This window comes from Williamsia muralis NBRC 105860 (genome assembly GCF_001598915.1).
GTDB lineage: Bacteria > Actinomycetota > Actinomycetes > Mycobacteriales > Mycobacteriaceae > Williamsia > Williamsia muralis.
In genome coordinates this window covers 201,758-225,749 of record NZ_BDAP01000002.1, presented here as the reverse complement: position 1 = coordinate 225,749, position 23,992 = coordinate 201,758, and the positions used below count along the sequence as shown (strand labels likewise).

At 64.4% G+C, this 23,992-nt stretch carries 24 protein-coding genes and 1 pseudogene; 15 read left to right on the top strand and 10 right to left on the bottom strand.

Annotated elements, in window-relative coordinates; translation table 11 throughout:
• Position 1: 1 nt before the first annotated feature.
• Together WIMU1_RS07850 and WIMU1_RS07845 are read right to left on the bottom strand one after the other, a co-directional pair.
• Positions 2-1,027, bottom strand: a complete 1,026-nt coding sequence (locus tag WIMU1_RS07850; RefSeq protein WP_062796258.1) for an alpha-ketoacid dehydrogenase subunit beta — start codon at positions 1,025-1,027, stop codon at positions 2-4.
• 19 nt (positions 1,028-1,046) lie between these two features.
• Positions 1,047-2,075, bottom strand: a complete 1,029-nt coding sequence (locus WIMU1_RS07845) for a thiamine pyrophosphate-dependent dehydrogenase E1 component subunit alpha (RefSeq protein ID WP_243404441.1) — start codon at positions 2,073-2,075, stop codon at positions 1,047-1,049.
• A gap of 217 nt (positions 2,076-2,292) precedes the next feature.
• Between WIMU1_RS07845 and WIMU1_RS07840 the strand changes: the two genes are divergently transcribed.
• The 8 genes from WIMU1_RS07840 (at position 2,293) to WIMU1_RS07805 (ending at position 9,532) form a co-directional block, all read left to right on the top strand.
• Entirely contained in the window at positions 2,293-3,840 is a 1,548-nt protein-coding gene (locus tag WIMU1_RS07840) for an AMP-binding protein (RefSeq protein ID WP_062796256.1), read from the top strand.
• 47 nt (positions 3,841-3,887) lie between these two features.
• The gene (locus WIMU1_RS07835; RefSeq protein WP_062796254.1) at positions 3,888-4,487 is read left to right on the top strand and encodes a histidine phosphatase family protein; all 600 of its coding nucleotides are present in this window, start codon (positions 3,888-3,890) and stop codon (positions 4,485-4,487) included.
• A complete protein-coding gene (locus tag WIMU1_RS07830) occupies positions 4,484-5,125 on the top strand; it encodes a histidine phosphatase family protein (RefSeq protein WP_062796252.1) in 642 nt (213 codons plus the stop codon). The genes WIMU1_RS07835 and WIMU1_RS07830 overlap by 4 nt, the downstream gene beginning before the upstream one ends.
• Positions 5,126-5,258: 133 nt before the next feature.
• Positions 5,259-5,651, top strand: coding sequence for a nitroreductase/quinone reductase family protein (locus tag WIMU1_RS07825; protein WP_211339009.1), 393 nt, complete (start codon positions 5,259-5,261; stop codon positions 5,649-5,651).
• 88 nt (positions 5,652-5,739) lie between these two features.
• Complete coding sequence (locus WIMU1_RS07820; RefSeq protein WP_084248186.1) at positions 5,740-7,521, top strand: HNH endonuclease signature motif containing protein; 1,782 nt, start codon at positions 5,740-5,742, stop codon at positions 7,519-7,521.
• Between the two features lie 88 nt (positions 7,522-7,609).
• On the top strand, positions 7,610-8,404 hold the full coding sequence (locus tag WIMU1_RS07815; protein ID WP_062796248.1) for a maleylpyruvate isomerase family mycothiol-dependent enzyme: 795 nt from the start codon (positions 7,610-7,612) through the stop codon (positions 8,402-8,404).
• A 139-nt stretch (positions 8,405-8,543) separates the two neighbouring features.
• Positions 8,544-9,116, top strand: a complete 573-nt coding sequence (locus tag WIMU1_RS07810) for a DUF6230 family protein (protein WP_031332417.1) — start codon at positions 8,544-8,546, stop codon at positions 9,114-9,116.
• On the top strand, positions 9,110-9,532 hold the full coding sequence (locus WIMU1_RS07805; RefSeq protein WP_235189541.1) for a DUF6114 domain-containing protein: 423 nt from the start codon (positions 9,110-9,112) through the stop codon (positions 9,530-9,532). The genes WIMU1_RS07810 and WIMU1_RS07805 overlap by 7 nt, the downstream gene beginning before the upstream one ends.
• Here the strand turns inward: WIMU1_RS07805 and WIMU1_RS07800 are convergent.
• Entirely contained in the window at positions 9,491-10,066 is a 576-nt protein-coding gene (locus tag WIMU1_RS07800) for a TetR family transcriptional regulator (protein WP_062796246.1), read from the bottom strand. The genes WIMU1_RS07805 and WIMU1_RS07800 overlap by 42 nt on opposite strands.
• 101 nt (positions 10,067-10,167) lie before the next feature.
• Here WIMU1_RS07800 and WIMU1_RS07795 point away from each other — a divergent pair, with 101 nt between their 5' ends.
• Positions 10,168-11,229, top strand: a complete 1,062-nt coding sequence (locus WIMU1_RS07795) for an NAD(P)-dependent alcohol dehydrogenase (protein ID WP_062796244.1) — start codon at positions 10,168-10,170, stop codon at positions 11,227-11,229.
• Here the strand turns inward: WIMU1_RS07795 and WIMU1_RS07790 are convergent.
• Both WIMU1_RS07790 and WIMU1_RS07785 read right to left on the bottom strand, forming a co-directional pair.
• Positions 11,216-12,232 carry an NADP-dependent oxidoreductase gene (locus tag WIMU1_RS07790; protein ID WP_245968887.1) on the bottom strand — a complete coding sequence of 339 codons (1,017 nt, stop codon included), beginning with the start codon at positions 12,230-12,232 and terminating at the stop codon, positions 11,216-11,218. The two genes, WIMU1_RS07795 and WIMU1_RS07790, sit on opposite strands and share 14 nt — an antisense overlap.
• Positions 12,229-13,953 carry a PEP-utilizing enzyme gene (locus WIMU1_RS07785; RefSeq protein WP_062796243.1) on the bottom strand — a complete coding sequence of 575 codons (1,725 nt, stop codon included), beginning with the start codon at positions 13,951-13,953 and terminating at the stop codon, positions 12,229-12,231. The genes WIMU1_RS07790 and WIMU1_RS07785 overlap by 4 nt, the downstream gene beginning before the upstream one ends.
• A gap of 134 nt (positions 13,954-14,087) precedes the next feature.
• Here WIMU1_RS07785 and WIMU1_RS07780 point away from each other — a divergent pair, with 134 nt between their 5' ends.
• The gene (locus tag WIMU1_RS07780; RefSeq protein ID WP_062796241.1) at positions 14,088-14,864 is read left to right on the top strand and encodes an SDR family NAD(P)-dependent oxidoreductase; all 777 of its coding nucleotides are present in this window, start codon (positions 14,088-14,090) and stop codon (positions 14,862-14,864) included.
• A 159-nt stretch (positions 14,865-15,023) separates the two neighbouring features.
• Entirely contained in the window at positions 15,024-15,914 is an 891-nt protein-coding gene (locus WIMU1_RS07775; RefSeq protein ID WP_062796239.1) for an alpha/beta hydrolase, read from the top strand.
• On the opposite strand, the gene WIMU1_RS07770 is transcribed toward WIMU1_RS07775, so the two are convergent.
• The 5 genes and pseudogenes from WIMU1_RS07770 to WIMU1_RS07750 form a co-directional block, all read right to left on the bottom strand.
• On the bottom strand, positions 15,911-16,693 hold the full coding sequence (locus WIMU1_RS07770) for a ThuA domain-containing protein (protein ID WP_062796237.1): 783 nt from the start codon (positions 16,691-16,693) through the stop codon (positions 15,911-15,913). The genes WIMU1_RS07775 and WIMU1_RS07770 overlap by 4 nt on opposite strands.
• A 33-nt stretch (positions 16,694-16,726) precedes the next feature.
• A pseudogene (gene lpdA, locus WIMU1_RS07765) lies at positions 16,727-18,134 on the bottom strand (dihydrolipoyl dehydrogenase).
• Positions 18,135-18,161: 27 nt separating this feature from the next.
• Positions 18,162-18,923, bottom strand: coding sequence for an SDR family NAD(P)-dependent oxidoreductase (locus tag WIMU1_RS07760; RefSeq protein ID WP_062796235.1), 762 nt, complete (start codon positions 18,921-18,923; stop codon positions 18,162-18,164).
• A 43-nt stretch (positions 18,924-18,966) separates the two neighbouring features.
• On the bottom strand, positions 18,967-19,674 hold the full coding sequence (locus tag WIMU1_RS07755; protein WP_030166602.1) for a histidine phosphatase family protein: 708 nt from the start codon (positions 19,672-19,674) through the stop codon (positions 18,967-18,969).
• Positions 19,675-19,782: 108 nt separating this feature from the next.
• Positions 19,783-20,442, bottom strand: coding sequence for a TetR/AcrR family transcriptional regulator (locus WIMU1_RS07750; RefSeq protein WP_062796234.1), 660 nt, complete (start codon positions 20,440-20,442; stop codon positions 19,783-19,785).
• Between the two features lie 100 nt (positions 20,443-20,542).
• On the opposite strand from WIMU1_RS07750, the gene WIMU1_RS07745 reads away from it, so the two are divergent.
• From WIMU1_RS07745 to WIMU1_RS07730, 4 genes are all read left to right on the top strand, one after another.
• Positions 20,543-21,361 (top strand): TetR/AcrR family transcriptional regulator, encoded by an 819-nt coding sequence (locus tag WIMU1_RS07745; protein WP_062796233.1) that lies wholly within the window; start codon positions 20,543-20,545, stop codon positions 21,359-21,361.
• Positions 21,362-21,435: 74 nt separating this feature from the next.
• Complete coding sequence (locus tag WIMU1_RS07740) at positions 21,436-22,182, top strand: ThuA domain-containing protein (RefSeq protein ID WP_062796232.1); 747 nt, start codon at positions 21,436-21,438, stop codon at positions 22,180-22,182.
• 113 nt (positions 22,183-22,295) lie between these two features.
• Complete coding sequence (locus WIMU1_RS07735; RefSeq protein ID WP_023958528.1) at positions 22,296-22,601, top strand: hypothetical protein; 306 nt, start codon at positions 22,296-22,298, stop codon at positions 22,599-22,601.
• Positions 22,598-23,989 (top strand): aromatic ring-hydroxylating oxygenase subunit alpha, encoded by a 1,392-nt coding sequence (locus tag WIMU1_RS07730; RefSeq protein ID WP_062796230.1) that lies wholly within the window; start codon positions 22,598-22,600, stop codon positions 23,987-23,989. Before WIMU1_RS07735 ends, WIMU1_RS07730 begins: the two co-directional genes overlap by 4 nt.
• Positions 23,990-23,992 lie beyond the last annotated feature (3 nt).

The window sequence follows — 23,992 nt, the reverse complement described above, 5'->3', positions numbered from 1 at the left end:
ATCAGTTCCTTTCGAGCAGTCGGCGGGCTCCTGCGACGATGCGGTCCGCGTCTGGGACATAAGCCTTTTCGAGCGGGGTGCTGAACGGCACCGGCGTGAACGGCGCTCCGATCCGCAGGACCGGGGCATCGAGGTAGTCAAATGCCTCTTCCTGGATCTGGGCGGCCACTTCCGCACCGATCCCACCGAAGGTCACTGCCTCGTGGACCACCAGGATGCGGTTGGTCTTCGATGCGGACTTCACGATGCTGGCGGTGTCGAGCGGCTGGACCGATCGGGGGTCGACCACCTCCACGGAGACGCCGGACTGCTCGAGGATGTCGGCCGCCTTGAGTGCTTCGGCGACCATTCGTCCGAACGCGACGATGGTGACGTCGTCACCTTCCCGCGGGATCGCTGCCTGGCCCAGCGGGATCTCGTAGATCTCTTCGGGCACCTCGCCGCGGGCGCCGAGCAGCACCTTGTTGAGCATGAACACCACGGGGTTGTCGTCGCGCACCGCAGACACCATGAGGCCCTTGGCGTCATACGCGTTGGACGGCATGACCACCTTCAGACCCGGGGTGTGCGCCAGCCAGCTCTCCAGGCTCTGCGAGTGCTGCGCGCCCGCGCTCACGCCGGCGCCGTAGGCCACCGCGATCACCATGGGGACCTTGACCTCCCCGCCGTACATGAACTTCATCTTGGCCGCCTGGTTCACCACCTGGTCGAGCGCAACCGCCAGAAAGTCCATGAACATGATGTCGACGATCGGACGCAGACCCCGCGCCGCGGCGCCGACGCCCAGCCCGATGAGGCCCATCTCCGCGATGGGGGTGTCGACCATCCGACGATCACCGAACTCGGCGAGCAAGCCGTCGTACATGTGGAAGACGCCGCCGTATGCCGCGACGTCCTCGCCTATGACAAAAACGTCCTCGTCTTCGCGCATGATCTGCGCGATAGCCTCGTTGTAGGCCTTGACGTAGGTTGTCTGACGCGCGGCCGGAGACGTCTCGGTCGTCGTCAATTCTGTTGCAGTAGACATGTGTTCAGCCTTCTCGGGTTCAGTCGCTGTAGACGTTCAGGGCGAAGTCGGCCAGGTCCGGGAATGGGCTGTTCTCAGCGAACTTCACGGATTCGGCGATGTCGGCGTCCACCTCGGCCCAGATCTGTGCGAACTCGGACTCGGTGACAACACCTTCGGAGACCGCGCGGGCCTCGAGCAGCTTGATGGCGTCCCGTTCTTTCCAGGCCTCGACCTCTTCGACGGTCCGGTAGGTCTTGCGCAGACCCTTCACACCCTGGTGGTCGTAGTACCGATAGGTCTTGGCCTCCACCAGCGTCGGACCGCCGCCATTTCGAGCTCGTTCGACGGCGCGCCCCACCGCGGCACGCACGGCGATGGCGTCCATTCCGTCGCAGATCTCGCTGGGGAAGCCGTACGCAGGTGCGCGATCGGCCACGTTCTCGAGCTTCATGTGGTCACGCAGTGCGGTGAACTCCGCGTAGCCGTTGTTCTCGCAGACGAATACCACCGGGAGGTTCAGGATCCCGGCCATGTTCGCTGCTTCATGGAAGGCGCCGATGTTGCTCGCGCCGTCGCCGAAGAACGGGATGGCAACGGTGTCCTCGCCGCGGTACTTGGCCGCGAACGCAGCTCCGACGGCGATCGGGATACCGCCTCCGACAATGCCGTTGGCGCCGAGCATGCCGATGGAGAGGTCGTTGATGTGCATCGAGCCGCCGCGGCCCTTGCAGTAGCCGTCGACCCGGCCGAACAGTTCGGCGAACATCTGCCGGAACTGCGCGCCCTTGGCCACGGCGTGACCGTGCCCGCGGTGGGTCGAGGAGATCTGATCGGTGTCGCGCAGATTGCTCATGGCGCCGGCGGCCACCGCTTCCTGTCCGACGTACAGATGCAGGAAGCCGGGTAGCTTGCCGCCCTCCATGAGGCGACCTGCCTCGGTCTCGAACTGCCGGATCCGGACCATGCGGCGGTGCAGGTCGAGCAGCACTTCTTTGCTCGGAGTGGGGTCGTTGGATCCGACGGGCTCAATGGCCTCGCGGGTTGCGTTGGTCGCGGTCGAAGTCACCACGAGCACCTCTTCTCTCGTTTCGAACCTTGCAGTCATGGACGCCGGGGGCGACTTTGTTTACTTCTTCTGCAGTATCGACCACTACTGTAGCCGAATGTAAGTAGAATCACTATAAAGTTACTACAGAGATCCGCGGCCCAGCGTCTTACTTGACTTGGTATCCAGTAAATCGCACGATGGGCGCCTACACGGACGTATTGGAAGGACTGAGTCGATGCTCGACCGAATCCGCGATCGGGCGATGACCGATCCCACCGGCACAGCCCTGGTGGACGACCACACCGTCACGACCTGGCAGGAGGTCCTGGGCATTCTCGACGCCCTCGGCGAGCGGCTTATCGGTCTGGCAACCGATCCTGACGAGCGCATCGCGGTGATCGGCGAGAACAACGTGGAAACCCTGCTCGCGCACGCTGCAGCCATCGGCCGCGGCGTGGGGCCGGTGGCGGTATCCCGCCAGCTCAAGGCGGGCGAGATGGCCGACCAGTTGATCGACTCCGGATCCGTGGCGGTGGTCACCGGGCCTCTCGGCCTGCAATCGTCGACCGAAGCCGCCGGCAAGACGAACTTGCGCGCCGTGATCGCACACAACGCTCCCGCCGCCGACGGTGTGGTCACCTGGGCTGACTTTCTGGACTCTCCCACCACCTCGGGTGCCACATCGGCTCCCGATCAGCGGCCCGCCCGGCCCCCGTTGGTCTACACATCGGGCACAACCGGGCGTGCTCGTGGAACCGAGGTGCACTGGCTGCCGGCGCCCGCGGCCAACGCCGCCGACTTCGCGACGGCAGTCGCGGGCCGATCGGGGTACCCGGCGGGCACCCACCTGGTGGTCGGGCCCCTGCAACACAACGGACCGCTGACGTCGATTCGCCATCTGCTCTCCGGCCAGCCGGTGGTGATCCTCGGCCGCTTCGATCCGGAGCGGACCTTGGAACTGATCGAGACGCATCGGGTGACCTCCACATTGATGGTGCCCACACACTTCCAACGCCTGCTGGCCTTGCCCGAAGCCGTGAGAGCCCGTTACGACGTGTCGAGCCTGGAGTACGTGGCGCATACCGGCTCTGCCTGCCCACCGGACGTGAAGCGCGCGATGATCGACTGGTTCGGTCCGGTACTCATCGAGTCGTACGGTGGCAGCGAGATCGGCACCGTGTGCAAGATCGACTCGGCGGAATGGCTGGAACATCCACGCTCGGTCGGCCGGGCAGTACCGCCGTTCGAAGCCGTTGTCGTGGGCGACGAGGGCACCGAACTCGAGCGCGGCGCCGTCGGCGTACTGGGATTTCGTACCCCACCCGAACGCGGTGTGGTCTACCACGCGGACCCTGAAAAGACCGCTGCCGCCTACATTTTGCCCGGAGTCGCGACTCTTGGGGACGTCGGCTACGTGGACGACGACGGATACGTCTTCATCACCGACCGGGTGGCCGACATGGTGGTGTCCGGCGGGGTGAACCTGTACCCGGCCGAGAGTGAGCGCGTGCTGCTGACCCATCCGGACGTCGCCGAGGTCGCCGTGATCGGTGTACCGGATGGTGATCTCGGCGAAGCACTCCTCGCGCTTGTTGTTCCCGCACAGGGTATTTCGCTGGACGTCGACGCGCTCGCATCGTTCGCCAAGGAGTCGATGGCCTCGTACAAGTGCCCCAAGCAGTACGTGGTCGTCGACGAGCTGGCACGCAACGCGATGGGCAAACTCGACAAGAAGGCCCTGCGCGCCCCCTATTGGGCCACTGGCCGCACGATAGCGGGCTGAGTCACCTGTTTCGTCCGTACGACCTTGATGCTCTTCGAAAGGCACCGATGATCGAGATCCTGTTCGTCCGGCATGGCCAACCCGTGTCGGGGGTTCGTGATCCCGTCCTGGCGCCCGAGGGGATCGCCGACGCCGGCAAACTCGCCGAATGGTTGCGACACGAGACGGTTGATGCGATCGTCTCCAGTCCGCTGGCCCGCGCGCGTGAAACCGCTGACACCATCGCAGCCGGGTTGGGCCGCGAGGTGGATCTTGTCCTCGAAGATCTTCGTGAGTGGGACGACGACATCAGCCCCGAAGACTATGTCGCACTCGAAGACATGGAACCGGACGATCCCCGGCTACTCGCCGTGGCGGCCGGCAGGTTCGAAGACTATGTGCCGCAACTCGATCTGCCGAAGTTCCGTGCTCGCGCCCGGAGTGCGATGGAGCAGGTGATCGACCGTTACGGATCGGGACGGGTGGTGGTGGTCGCCCACGGCGGCATCCTCAACGCAGCGATCGCGGACGTACTCGAGATGCCCAAGACGTTCTGGCACAACCCCGCCTACACGTCCGTGGCCCGGCTGCGCCGACTCGATTCCGGTGTCACCGTTGTTGATGCCATCAACGACACCGCTCACCTGCGTGGCACGGTGAACCCATGACACAGGTCGACAACACGGTCACCGCCACCGCAGACACCACCGCCGCGGACACCATCGCCACAGCCAGTCAGATCATCCTGGTCCGCCATGGACTACCCGGAGGCCCCGCGGTGGCCGACCCTTCACTGGGCGCCGAGGGTGTCGCCCAAGCCCAACGTCTCGCCGAATGGCTGAGGGCGGAGCCGGTGGCCCAGTTCGTCTCCAGCCACTACGCCCGAGCACACGAAACCGCGCTGCTGGCAGCGCAGCCGCACGCAATGAAAGTGCACGTGGACAAACGGCTTCGCGAATGGGACAGCGATCGCACCACCTACGCGACGCCCGAGGCCATCGCGGCCACGCCGCGAGGAAAAGCCTTCGCGGAGGGCCGATATGACGAATTCATCCCCGAGTACGACAGGGTCGCGACAGCGGCTCGCATGCGAGCGGCGGTGACCGAGGCGGCCGAGCGGGCACCAGGGCAGCTGACCGTCATCGTGTCCCACGGCGGTGTGATCAACACCCTGCTGACCGACATCCTGCAGGCCCCTTCGCCGTTCTTCTTCAACCCCGGCTACACCTCGATGACCCGCGTCGCGGTGATGCGGTCAGGCAGGTTTGTCATCCAGTCCGTGAATGAGACCGCGCACCTGCGTTGAGGCACGCTGGGTGGCGATGTGTCAGCGTATCGACATGAACCCAGCAAAATCATCGAACGCCGCAGGTCCGTGGTGGTACGCCCCGAAGAGATGGATGTACCGCGATGGTAGGCCCCATGGCCTGGCCCGTTTCATGAATTCACTGTCGGCACACCTGTATTCCCTCGACTGGTTCACGCAGAGCGGCGGTGCCACGCTGACGGTGCGCGGCAGACGCTCCGGCAGGCCGGTATCGCTGCCGGTGGTGATCGCTGAACACGATCGCTCGCGCTACCTGGTCTCGATGCTCGGAGACGACGCGAACTGGGTGCACAACGTGCGCGAAGCCGGCGGCGATGCCGAGCTCAACCAGCTCCCGGTGCACCTCGTCGAAATTCCCATCGGTGAACGCGCGTCGATCCTGCGCTGCTACCTGCAGATCGCTCCCGGGGCCCGCCCCCACATCCCGGTCTCCCATCAGGCACCCCTGAGCGAGTTCGCCGGTGTGGCACAGACTTATCCCGTCTTCCGGATCGATCGGAGCTGAACACCGGGGTTCGGTGATACCGCGTCGAGCCGACGCCTTGTGCGGCGAGACCGCACGTTTGTCAGACCCCTCGGATACACTCGAACACATGTTCGGGGGGACAAGATCAGAGCAGGAACGGGCAACCAGAATCGTGGCCGCGGCGGTGTTGCGGCCCAATGAGCTGCTGCGTAATGCAGAGTCAGCGGTTGCAGGCCAGGCCTACTTGGAGTGGGCGCGTTACGACGCTGCCGCACAGCTGCATCGGCAACTGGTCGAGCCACATGAGGACACGGCGGTTGCGCTGAGGGCGCTCGACCCATTCGCCGTCTGCGCGGCTCGCTTGGCAGCTGCGCAGCAGATCACACAGCAGGGTGCCGAGCACCACCTGTCGCGAGCATTGGCTCTGCGAGACCGGCTACCGGCAGTCAACGAACAACTGCGGCAAGGACGGGTTGCAGCGCATCACATCGCGACGATCGTCTCGAGGACCGACCTGATCGACGGGTCAGCGTTCATGGCCGACATCGACCACGAGATAGCCGGCCACCTGCAACGAACCGGATCGTGGTCGAAGAACCGCATGCGAGACATGGTCGATGCCACGATATTTCGCCGTGACCCTGACCTCGTCCGTCACGATCGGGAAGACGCGAAGAACAAGCGCGGCGTGTGGTCGAACAACATCGAGCACGGAATGTCCGCCATCGATGCGGTCGCGAGCGCCGAAGAGACCGCCATGATCATGGCGCGCCTCGAGAAGCTGGCGATGTCGGTCTGCAAGGCCGATCCGCGGCGCAAGTCCGACCGGATGGCCGACGCTCTGTTCGCAGTCGTGATGGCCCGCGAGTTCTACTGCCAGTGCCCCAACGACCCGAAGCACCCCTGCACGGCCGACATTCGCACGGCCCCAACCCACGAGGCCGTGGTGTCGGGCATCGACGTGAAGATCATCCTCCACGTGATCGCTGATCAAGCCACCGTCGACGGCAGCGCAGACAGTCCCGGATACCTCGACGGGCATGGGGTGATCAGCGCTGACCACGTCCGCGACATCGCCACCAGGCCGGAAGTCGTCGCCCGTTCCATGGGGAACGACTACCGGGAGGTGCGACGGGACGAGTCTTTCGCAGAGACCGCCCCCACGTCGCATCTGGACGACCCCCGGTCCGCAGCAGCCCCCAGTTTCGTTCGCGACCGCGAAGATCCCGAGCAGGTGTCCGAAGAACACACATCATCCGACGGTGATCTCACTCAGCGGACGTCGTATTGCCGGGCACCACAGAGCATTCCGAGCGTCGACGTCAGAGGTACGCGGGACGCCGTCGAACCGCCTTTTGTGCAGGCCGTTCCACTACCTGCCGTACAACCAGGCGACCCGTACAGGCCATCCGCAGTCGCTGACAGCTACATACGCATCCGCGACTGCTACTGCACGTGGCCTGGCTGCGACCGCAAGGCCTGGGGCGCCGACCTCGACCACACCCACGAGTACAACCACAACAATCCGGCCGCCGGAGGACATACCCACCCGGGCCACATGAAGGTTCTCTGCCGCTTCCACCATCTGCTCAAGACCTATTCCGACTGGCTCGACGACCAGTACCCCGACACGCGCAACGGTCGCACCCGGCTCGTCTTCATCACGCCTGAAGGGCGCACCTATCGCGGCCCAGCCTGGACCGGCGAAGACCTGTTCCCCGTGCTCGCGCGTCTCGTCTGGGACGCCGGCCCGGTGCCCCGCAGACGCCCATCGTCTCAGTCGCCACCATTCACGGACGGCCGTCAGAAGACGCGTACCGCTGCCAAACATGCACGCCGTCAACAGGAAAGGAAACGAAACCGCCGACGAAGTCAGGAGACGGACGAGCTCGCTCCACCGCCCTTCTGAGTTACTTGACAACGCCACCTGTTTGTTGATTGACTACCGCTATTGAGATGCGCGTCACAGTGCGCGTCGTTCGCCGAGGGAGTCCCCTATGAGCACAGCCGGGTTGGTCGCGAGCAAGAAGCTCGCCGAGAGGTACTCGGACGTTGTCCGCAGCCTTACGGCCGACGAGTGGGTGGCACCAAGCCGCTGCGCCGGGTGGTCGGTGAAAGACCTGGTGGCACACACGGGTTCGAACTTCAAGGTGATGGTCGATCCCCCGGCCGAGGATCCCGGAGCACCGACTCCCGCCACTGCCGAGGAGATGCAGGAACTGCTCGTGGCGCAGCGCCGCGACTGGACCAGCATCCAGGTCGCCGACGAGTTCCTGAACAGCGCCGATGGCGCCATGGGCGTGCTGGAAATGATGCAACAAGACGGCGTGGCAAGTACCCCGATGACCATGACAGACCTGGGAACGTATCAGAGCCACCAACTTTCGGACGCCTTTGCGTTCGACATGTGGTGCCACATGTACGTGGATCTACTGGCACCCGAAGGCCCAGTCACCCGCCCGGTCGCCGAACCGGACAACGAGGTGCTGAGCGCTGCAATCGGCTGGATGTGGGACGGACTGCCGCAGATGTGCAAGCCGGTCAGTTCGGTGCTCGACCGCCCGCTGGGCGTCCGTCTTTCCGGCCCGGGCGGCGGCGAGTGGACCCTTCGACCCGGTTCCGACCTGCTCGTTGTCGAGACCGGAATTGCCGACGCAGACACCGTGATCGCATCTACTGCAACGTCTTTTGTGATGTGGGGCACAACTCGTGCTTCATGGCGTGACCACGTGTCCGTCGATGGTGATTCGGATTTCGCCGCGACCGTGTTGGACACCATCAACATCGTGTGACGGCCGACTCCCTGGGGTCCGAAACGGTTTGCCCGTGCGCGACGATGGGTACAGCGAGCGTGATCAGCCGGGTTCTGCCCATGTGCCCGGTGATCTGACGCCACGTCTGTCTCTCACCCACCACCTTTAGGGCTCGCACATGGGATCCATCCGGAAACGCCGCTTCGCTGCGTGCACATTTGTCGGCCTCGTCGGCGCCACACTCATCGGTGGGGGTATCGCCAACGGCGATCTGCCCATGAACTTGTCGATCTCTGGTCAGTCGTCGCTTGCGACGATCTCGTCGGGCACGGCACAGAACGTCACCTTGTTCGCCCGGGAGGTGGAGACCACCACCGAAGGAAATCTGCCCAGTGCCGCCATAAGCATGGAATCCGCGCAACTGACCGACGTGTGCCTCTCGACTGTGGCACACGGCCTTCCGTTCATCGGTGACGTGACCATGTACATCCGGGTTCCAGGCAACAACACAACCGTGGACAACCTTGTTGTCGATGCCTCCTCCGTGGGAGGGTCCGTGAAGGCGGGACCGGCGCAGCTCGGACTCGACGTCTCCGCGACGGGTCAGGCCGAGGGCGTGGTGACAGCCGGGAAGACGGCGGCGAACGCGACGATGACGCAAGCCCGCATCGACGTCATCTCCCTGAACGCCAGCGCGGTGTCGATGAAGAACTTCACCATCGACGTCGACAAGGGATCCACGACTTGCTGACCACGGAAAGCACTCAGACCCGACGCGCGCGATTCCGGAACTGGCGGACACAACGTCCGTTCTGGGGTGCCACCTTGATCATCCTGTCAGGCCTGTGCCTGCTGCTGCCCGCCTACACGACCATCCATGTCGGCGATGTCCTGGTCACCATCAGCACCATCTCCGGCGTATCCACCCTGTTGCTCGGCGCGCTGATGTTGCTGTGCGGTGTGGCTTCGTTGTTGCGTCCGAGCGTGAAGTTGCCCGCGGGTGTCAGCGCGATGATCATCGCGCTGGTGGCACTCCCGGCAGCCAACTTCGGCGGCTTCATCATCGGCACGTTGCTCGGCATCATCGGTGCGAGCCTGGTGCTGGCCTGGTCTGATGCCCCGCGTTCACCGGTCTCGGCAGAAAGCGCGGCCGACCGCCACGCGTAGGGCCGCCCGTCGTCGGCTGTGATCCTCCGGGCTGTCGTCACCGGTCGCGGTGTAGACGATGGCATTCTGGGCCCAGGTGCTCGCCAACGCGATCAACATGGACCACAAGTCTTCCGCACCTACATCGTCGACGAGGATCCCGCGCGCCTGGCCGTCCGAAATCGCCTGAAGCACATCGACATCGCGGTTTGGTAGGTGCGCGAAGAGGGCGCCTGTGGGCGTGCGCTCCAACCTCGCCCATGACAACAACCGAACAAGACACGGGTCCTCGAGGTACATGTCGTACAGACGTACGGCGTAACCGGGGAGATCGTCCGCATCAAACGGCACGGTGTCCACGTCGGCATCAACACGCGCTGCGAAGACGGCGTCGAACAACTTGTCCTTTCTGCCGAAGTAGCTGTAGATCTGCGACTTGTTGATCGGTGTGGTGGCAGCAATCCGGTCGACCCGGGCGCCGGCGATCCCGTAGGCCGCGAACTCCGCGGTGGCCGCGGCCAGTATTCGCCGCCTGGTCTCTGATGCGTCGCCCATGGACGCCCACTCTACCTAGAACCAACTCGTTGGTTGCCAGGTCGGCGAACATGCCCTACCGTCGGATCCAACTGGTTGGTTGGTTATTGAGATGAGGACAGATGCGAACAGTCACGGGCTATCGAGCGAGCACCACAACGTCAGGTGTCGAACCCTTCCGCTTCGAAAGGCGAGAGCTCAGGGATGACGATGTCGCCGTACAGGTCACGTTCTGCGGGGTCTGTCATACCGACCTGCACGCGGTGCGCAGCTCTGCGCCCGACCGGGGCTCGTCCCCCATGGTCCCCGGTCACGAGTTCGTCGGGACAGTCACCGCGGTGGGAGGGGCGGTCACCGCATTCGAAGTGGGCGATGAGGTGGCGGTGGGCAACATCGTCGACTCTTGCGGGGACTGCGACATGTGCGGGGTGGGTCAGGAGAATTTTTGCCGAAACTATCCGACATTGACCTATGGCGGCACGGACCGACGTGACGGTTCGACAACCTTGGGTGCGTACTCCACCGAGTACGTTCTGCGCGACCGTTTTGTCTACCACCGTCCTTCGCTCCTCGATCCCGCAGCAGTGGCGCCTCTGATGTGCGCGGGAATCACGGTGTGGGAACCATTGCGCAGCAACTCTGTCGGTCCGGGCGTGTCGGTCGGTGTGGTGGGAGCCGGCGGCCTCGGCCACATGGCCGTCAAGTTGGCGAATGCGCTCGGCGCCGAGGTCACGGTGTTCACGACGTCGACCGGAAAGGCCGAGGACGCCTCTCGGCTCGGCGCCCACCGCGTGGTGATCTCGACCGAGTCCGCCTCGATGGCGGAGATGACCGGAAAGCTCGACCTCATCATCGACTGCGTCCCGGTGGAGCACGACCCGACCCCATATCTCCGCTGTCTCGCTCTGGACGGAACCCTCTGTGTGGTGGGGCATCTCGGGCCGATGACGGTCGACACCGTAGACCTGCTGATCGGCCGCAAGAGCCTCTCCTCTGCGGGCAGCGGCGGTCACAGATACACGCAGGACCTGCTCGACTTCTGCGGTGAGCACAACATCACCGCAGATGTCGAAGTGTTGCCTTCGCGTCAGGTGAACGAGGCATTGGAGCGGTTGTCCCGCAACGACGTGCGTTACCGGTTTGTCCTCGACATGGCCGATACCGCCGAACTCAGCCGAGTCTGACCAACATCTTGCCGACGTTCCCGCCTCCGAGCATCGACAGGAAAGCGTCCACTGCGTTGTCCAGACCGTCGTAGATGGTGGATTCGGCGACCAGTTCGCCCGCCTCAAGCCAGCCGACAACCCGATCCTCGAACTCGGCCCTCAGATCTTCGTGGTCACGGACGATGAAGCCACGCAGGGTGATTCGCTTGAGGATCGCGTTCATCAACACGTCGATGGGCGGACGGTCGGGCCCACCGTTGGAGATCATCCCGCACAACGCAACTCGGCCCCCGACCTTCAGAGACGACAGCGCGGCGACAAGATGGTCTCCACCGACGTTGTCGAAGTAGAGGTCTATGCCATCGGGAGCCGCGGCCCGCAGAGCCGAACCGATCGGCTCGCTGCGATAGTCGATGCCCGCGTCGAAGCCGAGATCCTCTATGAGCTTCCCCGCCTTCGACGGGCCTCCCGCGCTGCCGATCACGGTGCGCGCACCCATCAGTCGCGCGAACTGGCCGGCTGTGCTGCCGACCGCACCGGCGGCAGCCGAGACGAAGACGTCATCACCCGGACGTAGTTCGCCCGCACGGACCAAACCTGCGTAAGCGGTGAAACCTGTTTGCCCCAGCGCCCCGAGCCAGTGGTGCAGTTCGAGCCCCCGGGGTTCGATGACCGCCGCGGCGGAAGCGTCGACCACGGCGTGTTCGCGCCAGCCCAACCGGTGGCGCACGTACGACCCGTTCGGGATCAGGCCGTTCCCGGCAACCACCACGCCCAGCGCCGAGCCGTCCAGCGGGACGTCGACCTGGAAGTTGGTGGTGTAGTGCATCTCCGAAGTGCCCAGACGGCCCCGCATCGACGGGTCGACACTCATGAACAGGTTCTGCACCAGCACCTGGTCGCCCGAGATCTCGGGTACAGCCGTCTCACGAACCTCGAAATGCTCTGGACGGGGCTCCCCGTCTGCCGGTCGCTCCTTCAGGAAGACCGCGCGCGTGGTGGTGATGACACCGCTGCTCACGGCAGCTCCAGGATTGTTACCGTGCCCTTGGAGCCATCGACCTCGACCAGCGCGCCGTCCGGGATCCGTCGGGTGGCCGCGGGAACGCCCGCTGTGCAGGCGATTCCTAGCTCGCGACTGACGATCATGGCGTGCGAACCCATGGCACCCACGTCGGTGATCGCACCGGCGGACACCATGAACAGCGGAGTCCACGACGGATCGGTCTGCGGCGCGACGAGGATCTCGCCGACCTCGAACGTGTCGAGTGCGTCCATCGAGGTGATGACGCGGGTGCGCCCCGTGGTGATGCCCGGCGAAGCACCCGAACCCTGCAGCACGTCACCGACTTTCACACCCTCAACGACGGATTCGCCCTTGCGCTTGAGACCCGACAGCGGGGGCATCGGCTCGCGGGTGTCAAGGAACGTCGGCAGTTCCAGTCCGAACAGCTCGCGCCATTGCCGGTGCCGGTCGGCCAGTGTTCGTGTCATCGACTCCGGCGCGCTGGCCAGGGCGTCGAGTTCGTCGTCGACTGCCATGAAGACGTGGTCGGGTGACTCGAGATGACCCTGCGTGTGCAGCCGTCGGCCCAACTCGACCAGCGGGACACGTGCCTCGTGCAACACCTTGATGCAGTTGGTCTTTGCCCGTTCACGCCAGGCTGCGAACCGTCGGGCCGATGCGACCGCGGCGTCGAGGGTCGCCAGTGCCTCGGTGTCGTCACCCACGATGGCCCGGGCACGCGCCAACGCGTCGTCGGTGGCGGACGCATGTTCTGACAGCCGGGCGGAGGGTGATGCCGAATCGTCTTGCAGCCGGAGGCGATCGATCAGTGAGAAGACCAGGTCGGGCTTGGTCTCCCAGGAGACCGAACCGAGGTCCCACTCGTTCGGTCCTCGGTATCCGAAGTCGAGGAGGAACTGCGCGAGCGACGCGTCGAACTTCGGATCGATGCCGGCGATCCGCGCACCCACCCCTGCGACACCACCGTCGAAGGCCGCCATCAGCTGCTCGTCGGCGCGGACGAGACGGCCGAGCTCCCACAACGCATACGACGGCAGGGCCGAATCGACGTCGCCGGCAGAACCGACAAGCGTGACGATGAGGTCCTGATGATCGGCACCCAGCAGTTGGCCGAGCACGGCGGGGCCGACAGCGGCGCAGTTGGTGGCCACCACCTCGCCACGCCAGGCGACCCGCTCCAGCGGCATCACCGAACGTGCTCGCGCGACGAGGGCTGCCGGGGTCAGCGACGTGAGGTCCGGCCGCTCGGTGCGCAGTCGGTCAGCGAGTGTGCGATCCTCCTCCAGTTCCGGGAAGGTTTCTGTAGACAGCGCCCAGGCGTTGCGGTCGGCCAGACGGCGGCTGGCGTCTGCGTTCTCGTCGTCCGGATGGCCCACGTAGGCGGGGATGTCGGGGTCGCCGCCGTACCAGAGCTGGTCTACCAACTCCACCGGCAGTCCACCGCGGATCCCGACGAGCCGCGACATCGAGAGGTTGATGTACAGGTGGCCGTAGAAGATGCCGGATGATGCGGCGACATCAGGCTTCTCGGCCAGTGAATAGCTGCCCAAGCTGGCGTAACCGAAGTTCCAACCGGGCAAGATGTTCTGGATCCATCCGAGATCGGCGCCCAGCGGGGTGATCGGATCGGACAGCACGTCGCTGGCATTCAGCCGGGTGTACACGGGCAGGCGGTTGCTGGGATCGGTATCGACCAGCCAACGTTCTTCGGTCATCTCATCTCGACTCTGGGATAGTTTCTATATTTTGGGTGCAGTACTGTGTGTGACATGTAACACTGTACCGGGACTGTAGACGAATACAAGTAACTTGTCTGCACTCAACCGACCGTTGGTTCAAGGGAGATTTGATGAAGCTGCAAGACAAGGTCGTCGCCATCACCGGCGGTACCCAGGGCATTGGACGAGGGATCGCCGAGGCGGCTCTCGCCGAAGGCGCCAAGGTGGCGCTCAACGGACGGTCGGCCGAGAAGGGCGAGAAGGCACTGGCCGATCTCGGTGTCGGCGAGCGAGCCGTATTCTTCCCCGGCGACGTGACCGTACAGGCGGACGTCGAGGACTTCATCGAGCAGACGGTCGCCACGTTCGGACGCATCGACGTGCTGGTCAACAATGCCGGTGGCGCAAAGGACCTTCAGCCCACCGCCAAGCTCACCGATGACGAGTGGAATCTGGTGATGAACTGGAACCTCAACGCAAACTTCTGGGCCACCCGCCGCGCGCTGCAGCACATGCTCCCGGGCAAGTACGGACGCATCATCAACATCTCGTCGGTGGAGGGCAAGCAGGGCAAGCCTGTCTTCACCGCCTACGTCGCCGCCAAGCACGCGATCAACGGGATGACCAAGTCGATCGCTCGGGAGGTGGGCACCGAAGGCATCACCGTGAACGCGATCTGCCCGGGCCTGGTGATCACCGACATCATCAAGGACAACGGCCCCGCCACCGCCGAAGCCATGGGTATGTCGTTCGAAGAGATGGTTGCCCTGTTCGCCGAGGAGTCGGCGATCAAGCGGCCCAACACAGTTGAAGAAGTTGCCGCAATGGCGATGCTGCTTGCCTCGGACGCGGGCGCCGGAATCACCGGAGCGCTGCTCAGCGTCGACGGCGGCACCGCATCCTACTGATTTCACCGGACTTCTCCGAACCACGGAGGAGAGACATGAACCCGCCGGTCGAGCCGCACATCGGCCGGTGGGTCCACTGTCCGATAGACCCGCGCCACCTCTGCGGTGTCACCTACGATTGCTCATCATGGACACACCCACGGCGCCTCTCGGCCACCGATGATCGGCCGCATCCGAAACCGGGCCGAGTTCCATCCCGATCTGCGCTTGGCATCGATGCTGTTGCCGCCTCGACTGGTCAGCCGTCGGACCCTGCCGGTCATGCGAAAATTGACGACTGTCCTTCCCTCCGGCGGAGATGTGGAAGTTCACCAGCTCGAGACAGGCGCCTCTGCACGGGTGTTCAGGCATCCGGGCACCACCGCGCCATCGCCTGCGCTCCTGTGGATACACGGTGGCGGATACGTCATCGGTGTAGCCGCGCAGGACGACGGACTCTGCCGCGCCTTCGCCGAGAAACTCTCCGCGACAGTGGTTTCCGTGGACTATCGGCTGGCCCCGGATAACCCGTACCCCGCCGCACTCGACGACTGCGACGCCACCCTGGAATGGATGGCCACTCAGCCGGACATCGACCCTGCCAACATCGCAATCGGGGGTGCCAGCGCAGGAGGTGGGCTGGCGGCGGCACTGGCGTTACGTGCTGCAGACCGCGGCGGGATCAATCCGGTGCTGCAGCTCTTGTCGTATCCGATGCTCGACGACCGCTCCGAGACACCTGATCGACATCATCGGCTGTGGGACGCACAGAGCAATCGTTTCGGCTGGCAGAGCTATCTCGGCGACGCCGATCCGGCGACGGCGGTGCCGGCACGTCGCGAGAATCTCAGCGACGTCACGCCGGCATGGATCGGGGTCGGCACGCTCGATCTGTTCTTCGACGAGGACAAGAGGTACGCCGAGCGCCTCGAAGAGGCCGGCGTGCCGTGTGAGTTCGTCACGGTACCGGGTGCCTTCCACGGGTTCGATCTGGTGGCGCGGGGGGCAGAGGTGTCCAGGACGTACTTCGGATCGCAATGTGATGCTCTGAGAAGAGCTTTCGCAGGCTAGGCGGGCTCCGGGCTGATCAGTCCGGTGATGGCCCATTCGAGGCACCGCGCCAGGATGGTGTCGAATTGGGGAACCACCCAGCTGCCCCGGTCCACCTTGCCGAGGTCGTCGATGCCCAGGTCCTGCACGTCGAACCGTCCCCGGCAGTGACCGAGAGTGAAGTAGCAGACCGTTCCATCGCCGTGGTCCTTGAGGTACAAGACGGGCCGGGGCTCGTCCTCACTGGTGTGCCCCTCCGCGAAACCTGTTGATGCACCGACGAATCGGGTGTGCGCGAGCACCTGGATGGGCGGGTGCAGTTCGCTGATGTACAACTCGTCGGTCACCTCGAACGGTTCCACGTCGGCCACGAATGGATGGTCCGGATCGGTGATCTCGACGAGGTACGGTGCGATCGGCGGGTGTCCGAGGAACTGACTGCCGATCACAGCCGGCAGCTCACCCATCGACCTGGGGGTCACGTACTTGCTCGGGCTTCCCGGCGCCGTCGGCTCGATCGCCGAGTTGGTCCCGTGCAGGGCGAGCCATCTACCGCCGCGTCCGACGAAGTCGATCAGTGCTTGTTGCTGGCCGGCATCGGGAACCACATTGCACGTATAGGTGATCAGCATGTCCGCCGAGTCGATCGCTTCGAGACAGTCGTAGTTCTCGAAGACGCGGGTACGCACGTGCTCGTAGTCCGCCAAGGCCGAGAGCAGTTGCAGCCGAGCGTAGTCGAAGTCGTGCCATTGGCCGCCACACACCAATACCGCGTCGATACGGCCCGAGGGTCCGGACATGTGTTCCTCTTTCCGCGTGAACCGGTACCGCGTTCAGCCGTGTGCGTGCAGTGCCTTGCCCGCCAACGCGAGATGCGCCTCACCGAGAGCTTCAGCCTGTGTGGGATGTGCGTGGATCAACTGGGCGACATCGCCTGCAGTCGCTTCCCAGTTGTAGATGAGTTGCGCTTCACCGATGAGCTCACCGACGCGGGCATCCAACCATGTGGATACCGACAACTGGTCCGTTCTCGCCGGCGCGCACGAGTTTGATCCCGCCTGTCGTGCGCAGGATGCGGCTCTTGCCGTTGCCACCGAGATCGTAGACGGCCGTGGAGACCTCGCCGTACTTCTCGGCTGCCTCCGACTCTGTCAGGCCCACCGATGCCACTTCCGGATTCGAATACGTCACCCGGGGAATTCCCCTGTCCGCGATGGGCATCGCGTCCAGTCCGGCGAGTTGCTCGGCCACCAGGATGCCCTGGGCAAAGCCACGATGCGCCAGCTGCGGCCCGGGCACGATGTCCCCCACCGCGAACACACCTGGCACGCCGGTCTGCAACAACTCGTCGGTGATCACCCACCCGCGGTCGACTTCGACGCCGGCCTCTTCGAACCCCAGCCCGGCAGTTCGTGGACCCCGTCCCACCGACACCAGCAGTAGATCCGCGCTGACGTGCCTGCCGTCGGCCAACTCGACGTCGACGCCGCCGTCGGCGTCCGTGGTCACGGATGCAAAAGCGGTACCCGTCAGGCTCTTGATGCCTCGTTTGCGAAATGCGCGCTCGACCTGCTTCGAGCTCCACTCGTCCTCGGTGGGCAGCAGGCGCGGAGCGGCTTCCACGATGGTCACCTCGGTGCCCAGAGATGCCCAGACACTGGCGAACTCGCATCCGATGACACCACCACCGAGAACCACCACCCGATCGGGAACGGAGTCGAGTTCGAGTGCCCGGTCACTGGTCATCACAGGCCCTCCGAGCTCGAGTCCGGGCAGGCTCCTGGCCTGCGAACCGGTCGCGAGCACCAGCGCCTCTCCGCGGTATCGGGCACGCCCACCCGCGGCGAGTTCGACTTCGACCGTACGGTCGGCGACCACTCGGCCGTAGCCTGCGACAACCTCGATACCACGCGAGGCCACCAAGCCCTGGAGTCCGCGATAGAGGCCGGCGATGACGTCGTTCTTGTAGCTGTTGACGGCACTCATGTCGATGCCGTCGAGAGTTGCCTTGATGCCGAAGCCGTGTGCTTCGCGCACCGAGTCGGCCACCTCGGCCGCGTGCAGCAACGCCTTGGTGGGGATGCACCCGTTGTGAAGGCATGTGCCGCCGAGTTTTCCGGCTTCGACGAGGACCACCGACATGCCCAGCTGCGCCGCACGCAGGGCGCACGCATAGCCGCCGGATCCGCCGCCGAGGATGACCACGTCGGCCGGCTGATCATTGTTGTCGCTACTGGTCATGTCGTTTCCCACTCGCCGAGATATCGATCAGAAGTCGAAGCGGTTCGTGAATCCGCCGTCGACGACCAGGTTGGTTCCGGTGATGTGACCGGCAGCCGGGGATGCCAGGAACACCACGGCGTTCGCGACGTCCTCGGCCGAACCGAGTTTGCCCATCGCCGCGGCCTCGAGCGCACCCTCATAGAGAGCCGGGCGACTGGTCTTGATGGTGTCCCACGCGCCGCCTTCGAAGAAGATCGGCCCCGGCGACACCGAGTTGACGCGGATACCCTTGGGACCGAGTGCTTTTGCCTGCGCTGAAGCATGCTGCAACGCGGCCGCTTTCAGGGCGCCGTAACTGTTGGCCGTGGTGATCGGGCCGGCCTCGAGAGCCGAGGTGGTCGCGATCGCGACCACGGCGGCCGCCTCGCTGTCCTCGAGATGACCGGAGGTCGATTCGATGAAGTTGACCAAGCTCATCAGATCCACGTTGAAGCTGTTCACCCACGCCTGCGGGCCCTTGCCGGTGGCAGCAGAAGCGTTGACGATCACGATGTCGATGCCGCCGAGGGCTTCTGCTGATGCATCGACAAACGACTTGACCGACTCACTGTCGCCGACGTCGACCGCCTTGTGGAAAACCGTTCCGTACTCGGACAATTCGGCGGCGACCTCATCGAGGTGTTCCTGACCGCGCGCACAGATTCCGACGGAGGCACCCTCGTTCAACAGGGTCCGGGTGATGGCCAGGCCGATGCCGCGGCTCGCACCACTGACGATTGCGCGCTTGCCCTTGAGATCGAGATCCATTGGTACTCCTTGTGATGGCGGAGGCGGGTGGCCCCCTGAAAGGTCAGAGATTCATTGCTCCCACGTGTGTCTGGAAAGACAACACGTGAGAGAAGTCGTTGATGGACTGCACCGCGCGGCGCGTGTCCGCCCCCCGCAGAACCGAGATGGATGTGTGGTGCACCCGCACCGGCATGTCGAATCCACTGCCCAGTGCGTCGGCGAGCGCGGCGTTGATGACGCCGCCGTGAGCGGTGACGACCACCCGCTGACCGAGATGCGCGTCGATGATGCGCGACAGCTCGCCGAGCACACGTGCCCGGAATGCGGCCCCGTCCTCGGCGTACGGAAACGCCTCGTACCGCCTGGTGCGGATGTGTTCGCGGAAGATGGTCGAGATCTCTTCGTGAGGTAGCACCTCGAACGGCGACTGGTCTGCGGGGAAGTTCTGCCACGGTTCGAACTCGGTGAGGGTGTCGCGCACCTCGGGGGTCAAACCGTGCCGGGCGCCGATCTCGGTGCCGGTACGCAGCGCCCGTTGCAACGGCGAGCTGTACACGGCGTCGACCCGGGTGGCTGCCAGGCGGTCGGCAACCGCCTGCACCTGACGTTCACCGGTCTCCGACAGCGGCGGGTCCACGGTCTCCCCCGCGCTCAGCTCTTTGGTGAGCTGCTGCTCACCGTGACGCACCAACACGAGCTCGCACAAGCCGTCCAGTGGCGCGAACGGATTGTCGAGGTCTATGGAGCGGGCACGCGGCTGACTGAGCACTCTGCCAGTGAACCACAAACTGTCGTCGGTCTAAAGATACTTTTTCGAATTGCCAGGTAGATGGCCTGTGTGAGCTTCAGAAGTGCAGTCGGAGACCAGCGATGTGCATCACACGCTGCAGATGTCCGCCGCCAACTCTCGGACCTCGTCGGAGAACTTTCGGCGGCCGAGGTTGGCCAGCACAGCGTCTTCGGTGAGCCATGACGCGGCTGAGACCTCCAGCAGACTCGACAGCGCGGTTGCGGCGGCAGCCTGCTTCGCCTTCGACGCGACACGATTGCGCGTTCGTAGCTCGGCCGAGAACACCGCGAGCATCTCGAGGCGTACCTCTCGGCGGAGTGCCTCGATCGACAGACTCCAGCCGGGCGACCGGACGAAGTAGACCAGCGACGCCGACCGCTGGCTGTCGGTCCATTCCAGCAATCGCACGATGATGTCGCCGAGCGGTGCGTCTGGATCCTCGGCCACTTTGCCCCGCAACTCATCGAGCAGTTGCTCTGCGAAAAGGCGCAGGCCACCGAGCAGCACCTCGTCTTTGGACGGGTAGTGGTAGTAGACCGCAGCCGACGTCATGTGCGCTTCGGCAGCGATGTCGGCGACGGTGACGTCTTCGATCGACCGGACGGAGTACAGGTGCATCGCCGCTTCGACCACCACTTCGCGCCGCGAGGGCCTGTGTGCTGCTCTTTTGGTCCCCTTGCCCACCGGGGTCGCGGCAGCAGACGTACCAGCGCCGGACCTCCCTGGCTCCCCACCCTTGCTTGTCATGCACTAGATGATGACAGGCGGAACAAGTTCTCGAGGCTGTGACATCCTGATGTGGTAACTCAAGGGGCAATGCAGTCATCCGGGGCGAGGAGGAACGACTGTGGCACGGCGGAAGACAACCACACCGGCATCGAACGGTGAACGCACCACCGACAGCCGGACGCTGGACACCGACGAGAACTGGCTGGGCTGGGACTCGCTGCCTGCGGCGGATGACCAACCGGGCGGTGGCCTCGGGTCGCCGACACCTGAACCGGCAGACGACTCCGAACCCGACGAACCCGTGAAGAAGACCGCACCGGCAAAGGGCTCGGCGCACCGGCCGTCGCGGCGCCACCTGATCGTGAAAGCAGCGGTCAGAGTGTTTTCCAAGAAAGGCTTCGCCGAGGCCTCCATCCAGGAGATCGCCGAGGAAGCCGGCATGGTCCCCACCGCCGTCTACTACCACTTCGCCAGCAAGGAAGAGCTGTTCGAGAGCGCTCTGGGATATGCGATGGACGCCAGCTCCAAGGCGGCGTACTCGGCCCGACCCGATGACGTCTCGGCAGATGCCGACTCGTTCAAAGAGGTCGTCTCGGCCGTGTGGGACTGGACCGCGGAGCACCCGAACTCGGCCCGCATGCTGTTCCTGCAGATGGCGGGCGGTGCGACCCCCGGAACACGCCTGCTCACCAAGGAGTACGAGGAACGGCACATCCGTCGCGCATTCGACTACTTCCCGGTCACCGATGTGCCTCCCAACAAGCGCGCCGCCGCGGCACAACATGCAGCCCGCTCACTTCGGGTGCGCACGATGATCGCGATGACCATCGCCATCCAGCCACTGCGTATCGAGGGTGGGCCGCTCGCCGACATCCCCGTGCCCCGGCTGCGGACGGCGACCACCGAGGTCTGCTCGAGGATGATCGAAGGTCGCTGACCCGCCCCTCCATACCGCTCCGTCGAGTAACTTGACAGCAAAACCAGTTGAGTTCGACGAAGTGGAGCGTTTCGATGCGAGTTCTGGCTGTCACGGGTGGGCATTCCTTCGACCGGGAGGCCTTCGCGGAGTTCCTCGACTCCCTGCCTGCGGATGTCACGTGGCGTGAGCATCCGGACGCAGACATCTCCGCTGCAGAACTCGCCGAGTTCGATGCATCACTCCACTACGACATGCCCGGGACCCTTCCGGAGCCGACCGATCCCCCTGAATCGATACGTGAGGCCGTCCGATCAGCGCCCGACACGGGCCATGGGTACGTGGTGCTGCACCACGCGCTCGCATCCTGGGCGCGCTGGGATGAGTGGGCAGAGTTCGTCGGGGGTCGCTACCTCTATCAGCCAGGCGTGGTCCGTGGCGTCACCTGCCCGGATTCGGGCTATCGACACGCAGTGCCAGAGACGATCTCGGTGGTCGACGCGGCTCACCCGGTGGTCTCGCAGGTGCCCGCAGAGTTCGGGCTGACCGACGAGACGTACCTGTGCGAGGTCTTCGAAGACGACGTCGAGCCACTGCTGCGCACCGATGCCGAGATGACCGACGCCGTCCACTGGTCGACGTCGCTGGCCATGGCGGGCCGCCGCGACGACCGGGAGGGCTGGCGACATCGCGAGGGCTCCTCCCTGGTCGGGTGGACGAAGACCAATGGACGAAGCCGGCTGGTCTACCTGCAACCGGGCGACAAGGCCCCCACGTTGCGCGACGCCAACTACCGCGCCCTGGTGACGGGTGCACTCGAATGGGTGAGTCGTCGCCGCTGACCTACTTTTTGGTGACAACCTAAAGAAATTTGTGCTCGCGATCACTCTTCGCTGCTACAGTTAGTGCATTCGGTACCAAGTAAGGCAGCGAGTCTCAGAAGAGGGAGCACGCGATGCGTCAGATCAAGCATCCGATGAGCCGGGCGATCTACGAATTCGATGAGGATTTCAACGTCCGGGTCACCACCAAAGACGGCAAGACCGGCACTTTCGACCCCGAGGGTCGGTACCTGCACGGTGAGGTGAAGGCTGTGGATCCCGAACTGGCCCGGTGGGTGGGTCTCGGACCGCGCGAACCGGTGCCGATCACCCAGAACCGCCGCTTCATGGGCGCCGCGAAATTGCTCGAGAAGATGCAGGCCGACAAAGCAGCACAGGATGCTCTCGCCGTCAGCCTGGAACAAGGAGGCAAACTGTGACCACCGAAGCGCGCCCCACCGGACAGTCGGCAGCCGACGACGGTTTCATCGAGAACGGAACCGCGTACCAGCGACTGCTCGACACCGACACCCATCCGGTGCCCGACATCCTGCGCGAGGAGTCGCACGAGAAGTACGAAGACCAGAACTTCGTGCCGGTCTCCCGCTACATCAGCCGCAAGTACCACGAGCTCGAGCGCGACCGCATGTGGTACAAGGTCTGGCAGATGGCATGCCGCGAGGAAGAGATCCCCGAACCGGGTGACACCCTCGTCTACGAGATCTGCGAGAAGTCGATCCTCATCGTGCGGGGCAAGGACATGGGCATCCGCGCGTTCTACAACTCGTGCCTGCACCGTGGCCGCACGCTGCGCGAAGAGGACGGGCCTGCAGGTAACGAGATCCGTTGTCCTTTCCATGGATTCGCCTGGAACTTCGATGGATCACTCAAATCCATGACCTGTGCCTGGGACTTCCCTCAGGTCGACCAGGGCAAGATGGATCTGCCGCAGGTCAAGGTCGACACCTGGGGTGGTTTCGTCTTCATCAACATGGACCCGGCGTCTGAATCGCTCCCGAGTTTCCTCGGCGACCTCGGAAAGCACTTCGAGGCTTGGCCTTTGGAGGACCGCTACATCCAGGCCCATGTCGCCCAGGTCATCCAGGCCAACTGGAAGATCGCGCAAGAGGCCTTCTCCGAGGCATTCCACGTCATCACCACCCATCCGCAGCGAGTGGTGGGCACCGGCGACTCGAACAGTCAGTACGACAGCTGGGGAAACTTCAACCGCGGCATCACCGCGAACGGTGTACCCAGCCCGCACATCAAGTTCGTCCCGTCCGAGCAGGAGATGTTCGACTCGATGGTCGACGCCCGCATCGACGAGGACCCGATGGTGACACTGCCCGAGGGCGTGACCGCCCGCGAGATGTCCGGAATGCTGGCCCGCGAGGGCCTGCGTGACATCATCGGAGATGTCAAGGCAGACAACATGTCCGATGCCGAGTCGCTCGACAGCATCTACTACACCGTGTTCCCCAACTTTCACCCGTGGGGCGCCTACCAGCGCATCGTCTACCGGTTCCGGCCCAACGGCGACGACCACGAGACATCGATCATGGACGTCTACCTGCTCGGCCCCTTCAAAGGCGAGCGGCCCAAGCCGGCGAAAACCCAATGGCTCAAGCCTGATCAGTCGTGGATCGAAGCGACCGTTCTGGGTAGCTCAGCGCGGGTGTTCGACCAGGACGCGTACAACATGCCCAAGGTGCACAAGGGTCTGAAGTCGGCACAGTCGAAGTACCTGCCACTGGCCCGGTACCAAGAGGTGAAGATCCGCCACATTCATCATCTGCTCTCGCAGTGGATCGGCGAGGACGTCGACTGACCG